Here is a 15,306-nt window from a genome sequence, read left to right as displayed (position 1 = left end):
TAGCATTTGCTTCATGAGGAGACAATGGACGACGTGAACACTTCACGTAGCGAATCGCTGGGGCAACGAATCCGAAACCGCGCCGGAAAGCTGGCCAGCGGTGAACGAGCGGTCGCCGACTACCTGCAACGCCACCCCGAGGACGCGGCGATCTCCTCGGCCGCCAAGCTCGGCGAGGTCACCGGCACCAGCGACGCCACGGTGATCCGCACGGCACGCAAGCTCGGCTTCGAGGGGCTGAGCGACCTCAAACGCAGCCTGGTCGAGCACCTTGCGCGCCGCCGCGACCCCGCTCAGGTTCTCGACGACCGAGTGCAGCGGCTTCGCCCGGCCGAGCACGGGGTGCTGCAACCGGTGATCGACGCCGGGCTCACGCTGCTCGGCGAGGTGCCGGCACTCATCGACAGCGCCGAATGGTCGCGCACGGTGGCGGCGCTCAACGAAGCCGAGCACGTCTGGGCCTACGGCATCGGGCCCAGCGCCGCCATCGCTGATCACCTCGCGCTGAGCCTGCGGCGCGCGGGCAAGGCAGCCGACGCGTGGACTGCGACGGGCTTCCGCCTGGCCGACGAACTCCTGCGGCTCAAACCCGCGCATGCCGTGGTCGTGGTGGCACCACTGCGAGTGTTCCGCGAGATCGGCATCGTCCTCGACCACGCACACCGCATCGGCGCGAGAAGCGTGCTGCTGACCGAAGCAACCGACGAGGCCGGGGAAACCACGGCCGACATCGTGCTTGCGCTGCCCGACTCCACCGAGGGAGCGGCAAACGAACTCATCGCGCCGCTGACCATTCTGCACGCGCTGGTACTGGAACTCGCCGCTGCGGAACGATTTTCGGCCGTTGAACACTACCAGCAGCTCAACGCCCTGCGCACCGAAATCGCCGGAACCGACCTCGACATCAGCCGATTGCCGGAACTGTGAAATGATCAAGAAACTCCGACAGGGGGCGAAGATTGGGTTGGTCCGAACACCGGAGAAACTTACCCGCCCTAGGGATTCACGTCATCACTTGAGGTGAGCGGCCATTTTTCGAGTTGCACGCTTTCGGGCGGGCAGAGCTACATTCGTCGTGGGCAAGAAATTCTCCGGAGAAAAATATTGCTCCGACCAATAAGAATTCATGCTGAAAGGAAAACAACCCCGATGTACAACGTGAAGCGCGTGATCATGGTGGCCGCCCTGGGACTCCCGCTGATGCTGAGCACGTCGGCGGTGGCACTCGCCGACGGCAAGCCGGAGAAGGTGGACCTGGACCAGGTCATGGACCAGGACCAGGTGCAGTCCAACACCCAGGCGAACGTGAGCAACGCGCCGGTGAGCGTGAAGGGCAAGAAGAACGAGGTCACAAGCATCACCAAGCAGGAAAACACCAACTGGCAGACCCAGGAAGGCGACTGGGACGACAATACACAGAATCAGGCGGCGAAGCCCTGACAAATCGTGAGGCACCCGACTCGCCAGCTGCGATAATGTGTTGATTCCGCTTGGCCCGGCCGCTTGAACCGCCGGGCCAAGCGGAATTCTCAGCAAACCGGAATCGCCCTCAAGAACGGGCCCGGCAGCAAGCGCGGGCACCGCGGCACTCGTTTCCGATTCTGTTTCCAATTCTGCCCTAGGCTTGGGAAATCCGGCGACCACTCGCCGGCGCGGCAGAGCGCGAGGCCTTTCCCGGGGGCAATGAACGCCGTGCGTATCAGGTCGCCGTGTGGGGCTTGTGCGTGTTCGTCAGCAACTCGGCCAGGCGACCGCCCAGCACGCGGCGCCTCCTGCGCCCAGGACGCCCCGGAGACCTCCGCCACGCCCAACACGTCAGCGAGGCTGCGGCCGGATTCCCAGGCCGCGAGCATCTCCTTGATCTGCGCCAACGCGTAGCCGCGCTCCAGCATGCCGATGATCAGCCGCAGCCGCACCAGATGCGCATCCGAGTAGATCGCCATCCGTCCTTGCCTGCGGGGCGGCGGCAACAGTTCCCGGTCCTGGTAGACGCGGACGTTTCGCACCGTCGTACCCGCAGCCCGCGCTAGATCGCCGATCCGGTATTCCGCCACTCGACGCAGCCTAGTTACCTTGCTCGACAAGTGCCGGGACGCCGACACTGTGGTGGTCAGTTCCCCAGTCTCGACATCGATCAGCACCGAGCGCACCCGCCGGTCCCCGCGGTCGAGGTGCGCCAGCACCGCCTTCTCATCGGGCTTCTCCAGTTGCACCAGGGGAAATCGGGTCCTTTCGTGCAACAGTCCCGCCTGGTGAGGATTTCCCGGTTGCGCAGGATCTCATCGGAGTTCAACGGATCCAGCGGATGCTTCGTCATCGCCCCTACGTCAGAGACAAGCACCGCGCTGCGCCCGTGGTGTGCGGACGCAGCGCGGTGCTTTCGGGCCGGTTGTGGATCAGGCCCGGTCGCTCATTCCGGGGCCGTCGACGCCGCCCGGCTTGCCGGGGGAGTCCTGGCCGTCGACCGAACTTTGCTGCTGGTCGGAATCATCGTCGCCCTGCTGCGCAATGTTGGGCTTCGAGGGACGGGGCTGGGGATCGGGCAGCACCTGCGGATCGTCTTTTGACTGGGTGCTCTCGTGTGCCTTGCCATTCTGCGACGCCCCGTCCTGCTTGGACACATCGAGCAGCGTCGAGGAGAGGATCTTGTCGATGTCCGGGATCTGTGGATCCTCTGCCGCCGCGGCGATTCCTGTCGCTCCCAGCACGGCTAGCCGCGTCTTTCGCACATGGGTGAGGGTGGGACGAACCCGGGTATGCCGGATGATCATGGCGGTTGGGTGGGATCGACGGCAAGCAGGTTGAGTAGTCGGGTCTGGACGGGCCCGGGTTGCGGGATGGTCGCGGGTTGGCCGGTGGTGGCGGGGATCAGCCGGAGTTCGGACAGGGCCTGGAAGATCAAGCGGCCGGTGGGTTTGGCTTTCTGACCGGGATACAGGCCGGCCATCCTGACCTCCGGAGCGATCGCGGTCCGCACGGCGCGTTCGATCAGGCAGAAGACGAGAAGGGCGAGACAGATCACGGTGAGCAGGGCGGCGATGCGCCGGTTGGTCTTGAGGAACATCGGTGCCACCGCCAGGGGGCCCTTGAACGCCGAGTAGCGGCGTTCCACCACTTCCTGGCCCTTGTAGCGGGTGAGGACCTCGGCGGCGGTGACGGTGGCGGGCAGGTTGGTCAACAGGGCGTACCAGCCGTCGGTGGAGGCCTCGGCATCCAGCGCGGTCTGATCGAACCACCACGTCAGGGTGGGTTTACCGGTGACGGGGTCGGTGCCGACCTGGGTGCGCAGGTAGGTCTTGACACGGCGGGTGCGGGCGATGGTGGTGACCCGGTCGGTGACGGCGTGCTCACTCGGGTAGTGCCGCGACCCCAGGCCACGCACGACCCGGTCGAGGTCGCCGCGGGCCCGGTCGAGTTTCTTCGCCCGTGCCGCCATGGCAGCCGTCGCTCGGGCGGTGGAGTGCACGAACACCCGTCGCAGCCGCAGTACCGGGTCGGTCTTGCGCTTGCCGGGCAGGCTCAGTGTGTCCTCCATGACCCGCCAGGCGCCGCGGCGATCGGCTGGTTTACCGGTGTCCCGTCCAGCTACGTAATCCACAACCGTGGCCGCCTGCGGGTCGAGTGCGGCCAACTCGGCGGCGCGGACGTAGAGCTTGGATGCCGGGGCGATGAATCTCACGCCCGCGGTGACCATGGCGTGCAGGTTGCCGTAGGAGATCAGCTTCGAGTCCCCCACCAACAGAAAATCCCGTGGCCCGGCAAGGTTTTTCAGCGCGGTCATCGCCCCCACTACCTGGGCGACCTCTCCCGCGCCGCCGTCGTAGCCACGATGCAGCACCGGTATCCCGCCGTCGCCGGTGACCGCCAGTCCGGCCTGGACCTGCTTGAGATCCGGGCGACGGTCTTTCGGGTGCCCGAATCGTGGTGCGGCGTAGCCGGGATCGGTCTGTTCGTATGCGCCATACAGCGAGATCGACGTCATATCCCAATGCAACCGGGACACATCCAGCCCGAACGCCGAGATCGCTCGCGCCCCCACCGATCCCACGATCCGGTCCAGCTCCGGGGCGATCGCGTCCAACGCGCGGGCGATCCGGTCGTCATTGAGCCTGGCGGGGTCGATACCCAGCACTTCCTCCACCGCCCATGCCCGCGCCCAATCGGTGACCCGCAACAACGGCGTCGGCGAGGTCAACCGATTCGCCACCAACGCCTCGATCACCTGCCCATGCGACAGGATCGCCACATCACGCACCGGGCAGGCCCGGTCGATAATCCCGGCCAGGTCCAACCTGCCGCAGTAGTCGGCCACCACCGGCAACGCACCCAGCATCTTTTCCACACTCGGCCCACCGAAGACCATCGGTTGCGGAAGCGGTCGTGCACGCATCCCGCAACGATAAGATGATCAAAGCGGAACGCTCTTCCAACCCCAACCACCCCCATGTGCGAAACACGGGGCTAGCCCGCTGAGCAGAACGGTGACCAGTTGACGACGCATGGAAAACCTCCTTGTCGTTGTGGACCATGCCGAGAGATACGCCATCACAGCTCGATCGACTTCGCTGATCGGATCACCGTGCCGTGCATCCGGTTCCCGAAATCGGGGGACGAAAACGTCAGCCGAACCCGGGAACGCCAGGTGGCCCGGTCGGACGGGGGATTTGCGACCGGGCCACCCCGAGGTGCTCGCCTGGGGGCATCAGGCGTTCACCTCTTCCTCCCCCCTGCTAGTGCCGTCTCGCGTGTCCGCCGGCAGCTGGGCTCCGACCCCGCCCGCACCGGCTGCGCCCGCCGGTGAACCTCATCGGTACTCACGCCCGCGATCGGCGGTGTGCAGCGCGCTGTGCGCACGCCACTGGGCGATCACGCCGAGCAGCCGGGCCTTCGCCTTCGACGCCTCGGCGTCCTCGGCAGCCGACCAGAGGTCATATCGTTCCTGCGGATCGGCTTGCAGGTCGAACAGCTGGCCCTGCTCGGAGTCCAGGAACTCGACCAGTTTCCAGCGGTCGTCGCGCACCATCGTCATCAGTTCGGTGCCGGTGAGGATCATGTCTCTGGCATGTTCGGAGAACACGTATTCCCTGCCCTGCCAAGGCTCTCCGCGCAGCGCGGGCACCAGGGACTGCGCTTCCATCCAGTGCGGTGGTGTCAACCCGGCCAGCTCCAGCACCGTGGGCCCGAAGTCCATCATGGACGTCAGCGAGTCGATCCGCTGCCCGGCCACGACCCGGCCCGGCCCCCACACGATGGCCGGCACCCGCACGCTCGACTCATACATCGTCCACTTCTGACTGTGCCCGTGGTCGCCGAGGCAGTCGCCGTGGTCGGAAGTGAACAGGATGACCGTGTTGTCGAGCACTCCGCGACGCTCCAGCGCGTCGAGCAGCAGGCCGATCTGTTCGTCGATCATGGTGACGTTGGCCAGGTAATGCCGGCGTTGCCGGAGCGACTGCTCTTCGGTGGGACTCGCCAGGTGCACGATCGCGTCGTGGTCGTTTTCCTGGTGATGCTCTCGCAGCTCCTGGAGCACGTCCGGCTGCACGGTGTCATCGTCGTCCACAATGGGCAGTGGCACGTCCCGGTCCCGATAGGGTTCCAGGTGCCTCGGCACCGGGTCGTAGGGCGGATGCGGCCCCGGGAAACCGATCTGCAGGAAGAACGGTTCGTCTCCGGGATAGGTGTCCAGCCACCACCGGGCGTGCCCGGCGACGAAGACATCGGAGTGCATTTCCTCGTCCAGCGTCCACTCGAAGGCACCCAGCCGCTCGGCGTAGTCCTCCCGCTCCCGGTAGGTGGTGCGGGTCGGCTTGCGTTCACCCAGCGCCCATAGCGCCTTGTCCCACTGGTCGTGGAAGAACGGCACGTTCGGATGGTCGCGATCCTTGTTCTCCACCACCGTGCGTTCGTGGAAACCCAGCGGTGTTTCCCAGGGATGGGTATGCATCTTGCCCACGTTCACGCAGTGATATCCGGAGTCCGCAAGCGTTTCCACCCAGGAATGCCGCCACAGCTCCTCGTTGCGCAACACGCCGAGGCTGTGCGGGTACACGCCGGTGAACAGGCTCGCCCGCGACGGCGAGCACGAGGGCGCGCTCACGTAGGTGTGGGTGAACGCGGTGCCCTCGCGGACGAGCCGGTCGAGGTTGGGGGTGTCCACGTGGTCGTGTCCCAGCGCGGCGATCGTGTCGAACCGTTGCTGGTCGGTGATCACCAGAACGATGTTCGGGCGGCTTTCGCTCATGCGGTGCGTTCCTCTTTCTTGTTGACGAGGTCATCGCGGTAGGTTTCGGAAGCGAACATGATGCAGATCAGGCTGAACGCGCACATCGCGCCCAGGTAGATCGCCACCGGCCAGTACGACTGCGCGAAGGCGGCGGCCAGCGCCGTGGCGATGGCCGGGGTCGGCGCGCCACCCAGCAATGCCGAGGTCTGGTAGGCGACGCCGAGACCGGTGTAGCGGGTGCGCGTGGTGAACAACTCGGAGAACAGCGTTCCCTGGATGGCGAACATGCAGCCGGTGCCGACCGCCAGCATCACCACGATCACCGCCCAGATGGCCAGGGTGTTACCGCTGTCGATGATCGGGAAGTAGGCGAAGCCGAGCGAACCGCACAGCACGATGCCGAACATGTACACCGGTCGCCGGCCGATCCGGTCGGAGATATGGCCGATCAGCGGGATGGCGGCGATCTCCACGGCGGAGGCGATCACGAAACCGGTCAGCATCACTTGATCGGGCAGGCCGAGTTGCTTGGTGGCGAAGGCGATCCCGAAGACGTTGATGACGTTGAAGGTCACCGCGTCGGCCATCCGGGCGCCGGTGGCGATCAGGATGTTCTTCGGGTGCTCGCGCAGCAGCGCGAGCAGCGGGAGCCGGTGGGCGTGCTTCTTGTCGTCGCGGAACGTCTCGGTCTCCGGCAAGTGCCTGCGGATGTAGAAGGCGACGATCACGAAGAATCCGCTGAGCAGGAAGGGAATCCGCCAGCCCCAGCCCGAGACGGACGCCGTCGGCAGCAGCTGCACGAGCGCGAACACTCCGGTGGCGGTGAGTAGGCCGATCGGGGTGCCCATCTGGTGGATGCTGCCCATGACGCCTCGTCGGCCGCGCGGCGCGTTCTCCAGTGCCACCAGGGCTCCGCCGCCGAACTCGCCACCGATGCCCAGGCCCTGCACCAGGCGGAGCGCGGTCAGCAGGATCGGGGCCAGCACCCCGGCGGTGGAGTACGTCGGCAGCACGCCGATCAGGAACGTGCCACCACCCATGAGCGCGACGGTGATCAGCAGCATCCGCCGCCGGCCGATGCGGTCGCCGAAGTGGCCGAACAGGACCGCGCCGATCGGGCGGGTGAGGAAGCCGCCGGCGAAGGCGCCGAACGACTGGATGGTGGCCGTCGTGCCCGATGCCCCGGGGAAGAACAGGGTCGGGAAGATCAGGCCCGCGGCAATGCCGAACAGGTAGAAGTCGTACCACTCCAAGAACGATCCGGACACCGAGGCGATCAGCGCGCGCCGGGTCGAAACTGGGGTCTTTGCCGTTCTGGAGGTGCTGCCGCTTGTCGTCTCGGTCATGGGGACTCCCGCCATTGGGATCTCATATGAGATTTGCACACTCTCAAATGAGAGGCATCATGGCGGGGTGGGCGCGGTCCGTCAAGACCCGGTCCGCTACGACGACCCACGACGCGAAAGACTGTGGGTAGATCGGAGGAGGTGGATGTGGTCGAATCGGCACCGCTGCCCGAGGGCGAACCCTCGGCGGCCGAGCGGCTGGCCCTGGAGCGAAACGACGAAACGACGCTCGCCATCACGATCGCGCGGCGCTACTACTTCCAGGAGCAGTCGAAGGTGACCATCGGCCGGGCGCTCGGGCTCAGCCGCTTCCAGGTCGCGCGGCTGCTGCAGGAAGCACGGCGGGACGGGTTGGTGCGCATCGAGATCGGCCGTCCGGGGCGAATCGACGACGAGCTGTCCGACCAGCTGCGCAAACGCCTGGGCATCCAACGCGCGGTCGTGGTCGAGACCTCCGGCCGGACGGCGCGGGAATTCGTCGGCAAGGCCCTCGCCGACACCCTCGCCGAGGAGTCGACCGAAGGCGCGACGGTCGGTCTGACCTGGAGCCGGGCCACCGCCGTCATGGCCGAGCACATCCGGCGGCTACGGGCCGGTGTCGTGCTCCAACTCGGTGGCGCCATGTATCCGCCGGAGGGGGTGCCCGGCTCGGTGGAGGTGGTGCGCGCGGTGGCGGCGGCCAGCGGCAGCCCGGCATACCCGATCTATGCGCCGCTGCTGGCCTCGGACGCCCAGACCGCCGAAGGGCTGCGCCGGCAGCCGGAGATCGCCGCCGCGATCGAGCGGTTCGCGGCGCTGGACATCGCGGTGCTGTCGGTGGGTGCGTGGCAGCCCGGTGGCTCGGCGGTCTACGACCTGCTCACCTCGGCTGAGCGCGCCGAGCAGAAGAGGGCCGGGGCCTGCGGCGAGATCTCCGGTCGGCTCTTCGACCGGGACGGCACCCTGTTACCCGGTGACGTCGACGAACGGGTGGTCGGCATCGACGCCGAACAGCTGCGGGCCGTGCCAAAGCTCATCACGTCCAGCACGGGCACCGACCGCGCCGAGGCCACCCGGGCGGCAGTGGCGGCGGGTTTCGTGCACACCCTGGTCGTCGACGACGAGTTGGCCAAGGCCCTGCTGTAGCGGGGCAGGCGTCCGCCGATCGGTAGTCGGGCGCCGTGGATCGCTTGCCGGCCCGGAGATTTCCGCTCGTAGCCGGGGCTGGGTTAGGCGAGGTTCAGGGCAGCTTCGCCGGTCGTGTTCCGAGGATGAAGAAATCCGCACTGGTGGGGCGTGCGTATTCGGGGAGGAGTTGGTCGTGGCGAATGCCACGCTCGAATCCGCCCGCGGCCAGCAGCGCCCGCGCGCGGCACGGCGTCAAGCCGGCCCAATGCGGCGTCGCGTGGCCAATCTGCGCGTAGTCGCGCAGGAGCTGCCAGAGGAAACGGTGATCGGCGCCCGGCCGTAGCGAGCCGACGAGCCGACGCCAGTCGTGCCGCCAGGTGTGCCAGATTCCGTCGGCGAGCAGCAGACCGCCACCGGGTTCGATGACGTCTCGCCAGGCCCGCAGCGCGGCGACCGGGTCGGGCAGCGTCCACAGCACATAACGCGCGGTCACCAGGTCGAACTTGGTGTCCAACGCCGCGACGTCGTGCGCACCGCATGCCATCGTCCGCACCGCGACGCCCCGGCGCCGCGCCTCGGCGCGGGCGTAGTCGAGCATCGTGCTGGCGGTGTCGATCGCGATGACGTGGTGCCCGAGTTCGGCCAGCAGCGTCGAGAGGAACCCGGTTCCCGTTCCCACATCGAGCACCTTGAGTGGCTTGACCCGCCGCGCGAACGACTCGCCGAGGATCTTCTCGCAGACCGTGCGCCACGCCTCGCGTTTGTCCTGCGCATAGTCCTGGTAGAAGCGGTCGTACGCGTGCGCCCGCCGATCCCAGTTGTCGCGGACCGCAGCCAGCGCTGCCCGACGGTCGTGTCTCATGGGGCCGCCCTTCGGTCGCCAGACGCTGCCCAACGCCCCGGGAGTCTAGTTGCAGATAACTTGCAACAACACTCGGCGGCGGCCGGAACACCACCCCTCACCGGTAGTGGTGTTCCGGCACGCAAGATCGCCAGGTGCGACCATCACCGCGCACTACGGGCCTGCGCCCTGCGCCGCGGAATCACTCGGGCCACCAATGGCCACAGCAGGATCAGGGCCACCACGAAGTAGACAGTGATCGCGAACGGGGTGTTGACCAGCCCGCCGAGGTGGCCGTCGCTGATCTGCAGCGCGCGGCGCATCTGCTGCTCGGCGGTCGGGCCCAGGATCACGGCGATGATCGCCGGCAGCACCGGCAGGCCGTAGCGGCGCATCGCGAAGCCGATCAGCCCGATGATGAACAGCAGCAGCAGGTCCAACGGCTCGCCGCCGACCGCGTACGCGCCGACGCTGGCGAAAAACAGGATCCCGGCGTACAGGTACGGCCGCGGGATCTGCAGCAGCTTCGCCCACACCGGGGCCAGCGGCAGATTCAGCACCAGCAGCAGCACCGAACCGATGAACATGCTCGCGATCAACGCCCACACCAGGTCCGACTCGCGCTCGAACAGCAACGGACCGGGCTGGATGCCGTACTGCTGGAACGCCGCCAGCATCACCGCGGCCACCGCCGTGGTCGGCAGGCCGAGGGTCAGCATCGACACCATCGTCCCGGCCGCGGAGGCGCTGGCCGTCGCCTCCGGTCCGGCCACGCCCTCGATCGCGCCCTTGCCGAACTCGTCGCGGTTTTTGGCGAGCTTGCGCTCGGTCACATAGGACAGGAACGTTGGGATTTCCGCACCGCCGGCCGGGATCGCGCCGAACGGGAAGCCGATCAGCGGTCCGCGCAGCCACGGCTTCCAGGCCCGGCGCAGATCCTCGGCGCCCAGCCACGGCCGACCCACCGGAATCGCCTCGCCGGAGGTGCGGCGCAGGTGCGCGGCGACCCACAGCGACTCGCCGATGGCGAACAACCCCACCGCGACGATCACCGCATCGACGCCGTCGGCCAGGTGCAGCAGCCCGAAGGTCAGCCGCTGCTGGCCGGTCATCTCGTCCAGGCCGATCAGCCCGATGGTCAACCCGATCAGCAGGGAGGCGAAGCCGCGCACCCGGGACTTGCCCAGCACCGAGGTGACCGCGATGAACGCCAGCACCATGATCGCCAGGTAGTCGGGGGCGCCGATGTTGACCGCCAGCGACGCCACGGTGGGTGCCAGCAGCGTCAGCAGCGTGATGCCGACGATCGCGCCGATGAAGTGCCCGATCGCGGCCGCGGCCAGGGCCTGCGCGCCGCGGCCCCGGCGGGCCATCGGGTTGCCTTCCATCGCGGCGACCACCGCCGCGCTCTCCCCCGGCGTGTTCAGCAGGATCGAGGTGGTCGATCCGCCGAACATGCCGCCGAAGTAGATGCCGGCGAACATGATGAACGCACCGGTGGGTTCCAGTGCGTAGGTCACCGGCAGCAGCAGCGCCACCGCCATCGCCGGGCCGATGCCGGGCAGCACGCCGATCGCGGTGCCCAGCAGCACTCCGATCGCCGCCCAGACCAGATTCATCGGGGTCAGCGCGGTCGCGAAGCCGTCCAGCAGCAGATTCAGCGAATCCATCTCAGAGCACCCCCATCAGCGGGCCACCGGGCAGGGGGACACCGAGCAGGTTGTTGAACACGACGTAGGTGAGCACCGAGAGCACGGCCGCCACCAGCGGATCGCGCACGGCGTTGCGGCTGCCCAGCGCGTATGCGCAGCCCCAGAACAGGATCATGCCGGACAGCGGGAAGCCGATAATGTTGATCAGCACCGCATTGGCCAGGAACGACGCCGACAGCAGGAGCACGGTCCGCCAGTCGCTCGGCGCCGAGAGATCGACGTCCTCGCCGCTTTCCGCCTCGCCGCGTCCGCCGCGGAGCACGTCGCGGACCAACAGCACGGCGACCACCAGCAGCAGACCGCCGACCACGTAGGGCACCGTCTTGGGGCCCACCGGCCCGCGCTGGGTGAAGTCAGTGGAGATCGTCGCGGCGTCGACGAGCACCAGCACGCCCAACGCCGCAAGCAGCAGGCAGATGCCCAGCTCGGAACGTCCCCGCAACCAGTTCTTCCAGGTGGACCGCGGTTCGGTTTCGGTGACTTCGGTTTTCGTCATGCCAGCCCCAACTCCTTCAGCACCGAGGCCACGCGGTCGTTTTCCTGGCGGAGGAACGCGCCGAACTCCGGCCCCGGCTGGTACGCCTGGGTCCAGCCGTTGCGCCGCAGTGCCTCCTGCCACTCCGGAGTGCGGTTGAGCCGGTCGAACAGCGCGACGAGCTTCTTGCGATCGGGTTCGGGCATGTCCGGCGGCGCCACGACACCGCGCCAGTTGGTGAACTTGACGTCCACCCCGGCCTCGGTGAGCGTCGGCGCGTCCACCCCGGGGATGCGCTCCGGCCCGGTCACCGCCAGCACCCGCAGCTCACCGGCCTCGATCTGGTCCCGGTACTCGCCGATGCCGGAGACGCCGAAGGCGACCTTGCCGCCGAGCACCGAGGCCAGCAGTTCGCCGCCGCCGTCGAAGGGCACGTAGTTGACCTGTTTGGGACTCAGCCCGATGGCCTTGGCCATCAGCATCGGCGCCAGGTGGTCCGGCCCGCCGGGCGACGATCCGCCGCCGACCGGTACCTCGCCGGGCTTGGCCTTCCAGTCCGCGATCAGCTGGTCGAGGTCGCGGTAGGGCGAGTCCTTACTGACCACGATCACGTCGGATTCCTCGACGAGCTTGGCGACCGGGGTGGTGTCCTGCAGCGACACCGGCGAGTGGTTGGTGTAGACGCTGCCGACCACGCCGAGGCCCATCGACATCGCGAGTTTGCCGTTGCCGCGCTCGTTGACCACCCGGCCCAGTCCGACCGTGCCGCCCGCGCCCGGGAGGTTGAACACCTCGACGTTGCTTTGCAGCCCGGCGTCCTCCATCGTCTTCACCGCAGTGCGCGCGGTGATGTCGTAGCCGCCGCCGGGTGAGTTCGGCACCAGCATCCGAAGGCCGCGAATCTGCGCTTCGGCGCTGTTGTCGCTACCGGTGCTGATCAGTGGAGGAACCAGCAGCACCAACAGCACGGCCGCGACCACGGCCAGCGCACTGCGTAGGCGCACAGGGAATCCCGCCTCTCCGTTGTGGTCGGAACGTGAGCTGCGTCATGCTGCACACACCGGCCCCGCGATGTCTCGCTTAAGCACGTATCGACACTTTTGTTCGTTGTGTAGCCACATTTCTCCCTGGCGGGAGGCCCGCACGATTTCTACGGAAACCGGCGCGCCGATTTCCGTTGAAATCCCGCAATGAACCCGGTGACCTGGGGTTTCATGTGGCGGCGTGCGATCGCTGACCGCGGACGGTTAACGTTCGGGCCGCCGATGGTGCGGGAGGTGGACCGATGTTGCGGGTGCAGGGATCGTTGTCCCGCCAACTGCTCGGATGGCAGTTGCTGATCATCGTCCTCCTGCTCACCTCCATCGCCGTGTTCTCGGTCGCGCAGACCGACTCCGCCTTCCGGGCCACCGAAGGACGCAAGATGCTGTCGGTGGCCGAGGACCTCGCGGCTACCTCCGGGGTTCGCGCCAGCCTCGCCGAGACCTACCGGCGCGACGCGCTGCCGATCTTCGCCGAGAGCACCCGCAACCTCTCCGGCGCCGACTACGTGATCATCGCCGACGACCACGGCATCGTGCTCACCTCGCCGGACCCCGGGCAGCGCGGGCAGCCGCTGCCGATGTCCGCGAACGCGCGGGCCGGCCGTTCGTGGGTCGGCGAGGTCCGCATGGACGGCATCGATTCGCTGGTCGCGCAGGTTCCGGTGATCTCCGACGATGCGCGCATCATCGGCGTCGTCGCGACCGGTCGCAACACCCCCGACCTGCTGCAAGGGCTGCGCCAGGCGCCGGAGAACCCGCTCGCCCTGCTGGCCTTCGCCACCGTGCTCGGCATCGCGGGGTCCGTGCTGCTCGCCCGGCGCGTGAAGCGGCAGACCCTGGGCCTGGAGCCGCAAGAGATCACCCGGCTCGTCGAGCACCGCGAGGCCCTGCTGCACGGCGTCCGGGAGGGCGTGCTCGGCGTCGACGAGCAGAACCGGATCACACTGGTCAACGACCAGGCGCGGCGCCTGCTGTCGCTGCCGGGCGACTGCGTGGGCCGCGACATCGACTCCCTGGACCTCAACGACCGCGCCCGCGACGTGCTCACCGGTCGTACCGACGGCGTGGACCAGATCGTGTTGCGGCGCGGCAAGGTCGTGGTGCTCAACCGGATGCCGATCTCCTCGGTCGGCGCGGTGGTGACCATGCGCGACCGCACCGAACTCGTTGACCTGCAACGAGAACTCGCGGTGCACCGGGACACCACCGACACCCTGCGCGCCCAGGCCCACGAGTTCAGCAACCGGCTGCACATCATCTCGGGACTGATCGAACTGGGTGAGTACGACGAGTTGCAGCGCTACGTGGACCGGATCAGCCACACCCGCGAGCAGTGGCACGCCGAGGTCACCGCCCGGGTACACGATCCGGCCACCGCGGCGCTGCTGATCGCCAAGGCCAGCCTCGCCGCCGAACGCGGCGTCGGCCTGCGCCTGCACGAGGGCAGCTATCTGCCCGAGATCGACGAGGAACTGTCCGCCGACCTCGTCACGGTGTTGGGCAACCTGATCGACAACGCACTGGACGCGCTGGAAGGCGCCCCGCTGGACACCGACCGCTGGATCGAGATCGATCTGCGCTGCACCGACGAAATCACCACGGCGGTACGGGATTCCGGACCCGGGGTCGCCGCGGAGATCGTCGAGGAGGTGTTCCGGCACGGCTTCACCACCAAGGCCGCGCGCGGCGGCGAGCGCGGCCTGGGCCTGGCGCTGACCAGGCAGATCTGTCATCGTCGCGGCGGTTCGGTGCAGGTGCACAACTCGCACGGGGCGGTGTTCACCGCACGGTTGCCACTGGAAGGACCGGGGTCATGATCAAGGTGCTCGTGGTGGACGACGACTTCATGGTCGCCAAGATCCACAGTGGATACGTGGCTCGGGTCGACGGGTTCGAGGTCGCCGGAGTGGCGCACACCGCGGCCGACGCGATCCGCGCAGTCGACGAACTACGGCCGGAACTCGTGCTGCTGGACATCTACCTGCCCGACATGGACGGGCTTTCGGTGCTGCGCCGGCTGCGCGCGAGCACCGCACGCCCCTCGGCCGATCCCGACGTCATCGTGATCACCGCGGCCCGCGACCTCGACACCGTGCGCGGCGCGATCCGCGGCGGCGCACTGCACTACCTGATCAAGCCGTTCAGCTACGAGTCGTTGCGCGACCAGCTGGAGAACTTCCGCTCGCTGCACGAGAAACTCAGCGAACTGCCCGGCGATTCCCCGGCCGCGCAGCAGGACATCGACCAGCTCTTCGGCACCCGCACCCGCCGCGCCGCACCGCCGAAGGGACTGGCGACCGAGACCGCGGAGATCGTTGAGCGGATCCTGCGCGAGACGACCACGGCGGGCGGCGACCTGTCGGCCGCCGAATGCGCCGACGCCACCGGGGTTTCCCGTGTCAGCGCCCGCAAATACCTGGAGCACTTCGTGACATCGGGCCGCGCCGAGGTCCGCCTGCGCTACGGCGGCACCGGCCGTCCGGAACGTCGCTACCGCTGGGCCCGTTGACGGGCCGCACCCCGGCGCCTCGACGGCGGTTTCCCGCCTTGACGGCA

At 67.8% G+C, this 15,306-nt stretch carries 14 protein-coding genes; 5 read left to right on the top strand and 9 right to left on the bottom strand.

What is annotated here, in order from left to right; genetic code table 11:
* The first annotated feature begins 33 nt into the window (after positions 1 to 33).
* On the top strand, positions 34 to 927 hold the full coding sequence (locus tag BJ970_RS20340; RefSeq protein WP_312864333.1) for a MurR/RpiR family transcriptional regulator: 894 nt from the start codon (positions 34 to 36) through the stop codon (positions 925 to 927).
* A 222-nt stretch (positions 928 to 1,149) separates the two neighbouring features.
* Complete coding sequence (locus tag BJ970_RS20335) at positions 1,150 to 1,440, top strand: hypothetical protein (RefSeq protein WP_184727707.1); 291 nt, start codon at positions 1,150 to 1,152, stop codon at positions 1,438 to 1,440.
* 89 nt (positions 1,441 to 1,529) lie between these two features.
* Here the strand turns inward: BJ970_RS20335 and BJ970_RS38005 are convergent, their stop codons facing one another.
* From BJ970_RS38005 to BJ970_RS20310, 5 genes are all read right to left on the bottom strand, one after another.
* A complete protein-coding gene (locus BJ970_RS38005; protein WP_312864332.1) occupies positions 1,530 to 2,213 on the bottom strand; it encodes a MerR family transcriptional regulator in 684 nt (227 codons plus the stop codon).
* A 183-nt stretch (positions 2,214 to 2,396) separates the two neighbouring features.
* On the bottom strand, positions 2,397 to 2,729 hold the full coding sequence (locus BJ970_RS20325) for a hypothetical protein (protein ID WP_184727706.1): 333 nt from the start codon (positions 2,727 to 2,729) through the stop codon (positions 2,397 to 2,399).
* A 38-nt stretch (positions 2,730 to 2,767) separates the two neighbouring features.
* Positions 2,768 to 4,390: an IS1634 family transposase gene (locus BJ970_RS20320; RefSeq protein WP_246470688.1), complete on the bottom strand. Its 1,623-nt coding sequence runs from the start codon at positions 4,388 to 4,390 to the stop codon at positions 2,768 to 2,770.
* A gap of 414 nt (positions 4,391 to 4,804) precedes the next feature.
* The gene (locus BJ970_RS20315; protein WP_184727705.1) at positions 4,805 to 6,244 is read right to left on the bottom strand and encodes a sulfatase family protein; all 1,440 of its coding nucleotides are present in this window, start codon (positions 6,242 to 6,244) and stop codon (positions 4,805 to 4,807) included.
* A complete protein-coding gene (locus BJ970_RS20310) occupies positions 6,241 to 7,572 on the bottom strand; it encodes an MFS transporter (RefSeq protein ID WP_184727704.1) in 1,332 nt (443 codons plus the stop codon). Before BJ970_RS20310 ends, BJ970_RS20315 begins: the two co-directional genes overlap by 4 nt.
* Positions 7,573 to 7,719: 147 nt before the next feature.
* Between BJ970_RS20310 and BJ970_RS20305 the strand changes: the two genes are divergently transcribed.
* Entirely contained in the window at positions 7,720 to 8,697 is a 978-nt protein-coding gene (locus BJ970_RS20305) for a sugar-binding transcriptional regulator (protein WP_184727703.1), read from the top strand.
* Between the two features lie 94 nt (positions 8,698 to 8,791).
* Here the strand turns inward: BJ970_RS20305 and BJ970_RS20300 are convergent, their stop codons facing one another.
* From BJ970_RS20300 to BJ970_RS20285, 4 genes are all read right to left on the bottom strand, one after another.
* Positions 8,792 to 9,541: a class I SAM-dependent methyltransferase gene (locus BJ970_RS20300; protein ID WP_184727702.1), complete on the bottom strand. Its 750-nt coding sequence runs from the start codon at positions 9,539 to 9,541 to the stop codon at positions 8,792 to 8,794.
* Positions 9,542 to 9,684: 143 nt separating this feature from the next.
* Positions 9,685 to 11,190: a tripartite tricarboxylate transporter permease gene (locus tag BJ970_RS20295; RefSeq protein WP_184727701.1), complete on the bottom strand. Its 1,506-nt coding sequence runs from the start codon at positions 11,188 to 11,190 to the stop codon at positions 9,685 to 9,687.
* A 1-nt stretch (position 11,191) separates the two neighbouring features.
* A complete protein-coding gene (locus BJ970_RS20290; protein ID WP_184727700.1) occupies positions 11,192 to 11,728 on the bottom strand; it encodes a tripartite tricarboxylate transporter TctB family protein in 537 nt (178 codons plus the stop codon).
* Entirely contained in the window at positions 11,725 to 12,711 is a 987-nt protein-coding gene (locus BJ970_RS20285; RefSeq protein ID WP_184727699.1) for a Bug family tripartite tricarboxylate transporter substrate binding protein, read from the bottom strand. Before BJ970_RS20285 ends, BJ970_RS20290 begins: the two co-directional genes overlap by 4 nt.
* Before the next feature lie 281 nt (positions 12,712 to 12,992).
* Between BJ970_RS20285 and BJ970_RS20280 the strand changes: the two genes are divergently transcribed.
* Both BJ970_RS20280 and BJ970_RS20275 read left to right on the top strand, forming a co-directional pair.
* The gene (locus BJ970_RS20280; RefSeq protein ID WP_184727698.1) at positions 12,993 to 14,567 is read left to right on the top strand and encodes a sensor histidine kinase; all 1,575 of its coding nucleotides are present in this window, start codon (positions 12,993 to 12,995) and stop codon (positions 14,565 to 14,567) included.
* A complete protein-coding gene (locus BJ970_RS20275) occupies positions 14,564 to 15,259 on the top strand; it encodes a response regulator (protein WP_184727697.1) in 696 nt (231 codons plus the stop codon). The genes BJ970_RS20280 and BJ970_RS20275 overlap by 4 nt, the downstream gene beginning before the upstream one ends.
* Positions 15,260 to 15,306: the final 47 nt, after the last annotated feature.

The organism is Saccharopolyspora phatthalungensis (genome assembly GCF_014203395.1).
Classification (GTDB): Bacteria; Actinomycetota; Actinomycetes; order Mycobacteriales; family Pseudonocardiaceae; genus Saccharopolyspora; species Saccharopolyspora phatthalungensis.
This window is presented reverse-complemented; position numbering and strand designations above follow the sequence as displayed.

Bases quoted from the DNA above. Each gene is read 5' to 3' on its own strand.
- BJ970_RS20290 (WP_184727700.1), bottom strand. From the start codon at position 11,728: ATGACGAAAACCGAAGTCACCGAAACCGAACCGCGGTCCACCTGGAAG.
- BJ970_RS20295 (WP_184727701.1), bottom strand. From the start codon at position 11,190: ATGGATTCGCTGAATCTGCTGCTGGACGGCTTCGCGACCGCGCTGACC.
- BJ970_RS20320 (WP_246470688.1), bottom strand. From the start codon at position 4,390: ATGCGTGCACGACCGCTTCCGCAACCGATGGTCTTCGGTGGGCCGAGT.
- BJ970_RS20310 (WP_184727704.1), bottom strand. From the start codon at position 7,572: ATGACCGAGACGACAAGCGGCAGCACCTCCAGAACGGCAAAGACCCCA.
- BJ970_RS20280 (WP_184727698.1), top strand. From the start codon at position 12,993: ATGTTGCGGGTGCAGGGATCGTTGTCCCGCCAACTGCTCGGATGGCAG.
- BJ970_RS20275 (WP_184727697.1), top strand. From the start codon at position 14,564: ATGATCAAGGTGCTCGTGGTGGACGACGACTTCATGGTCGCCAAGATC.
- BJ970_RS20300 (WP_184727702.1), bottom strand. From the start codon at position 9,541: ATGAGACACGACCGTCGGGCAGCGCTGGCTGCGGTCCGCGACAACTGG.
- BJ970_RS20315 (WP_184727705.1), bottom strand. From the start codon at position 6,244: ATGAGCGAAAGCCGCCCGAACATCGTTCTGGTGATCACCGACCAGCAA.
- BJ970_RS20335 (WP_184727707.1), top strand. From the start codon at position 1,150: ATGTACAACGTGAAGCGCGTGATCATGGTGGCCGCCCTGGGACTCCCG.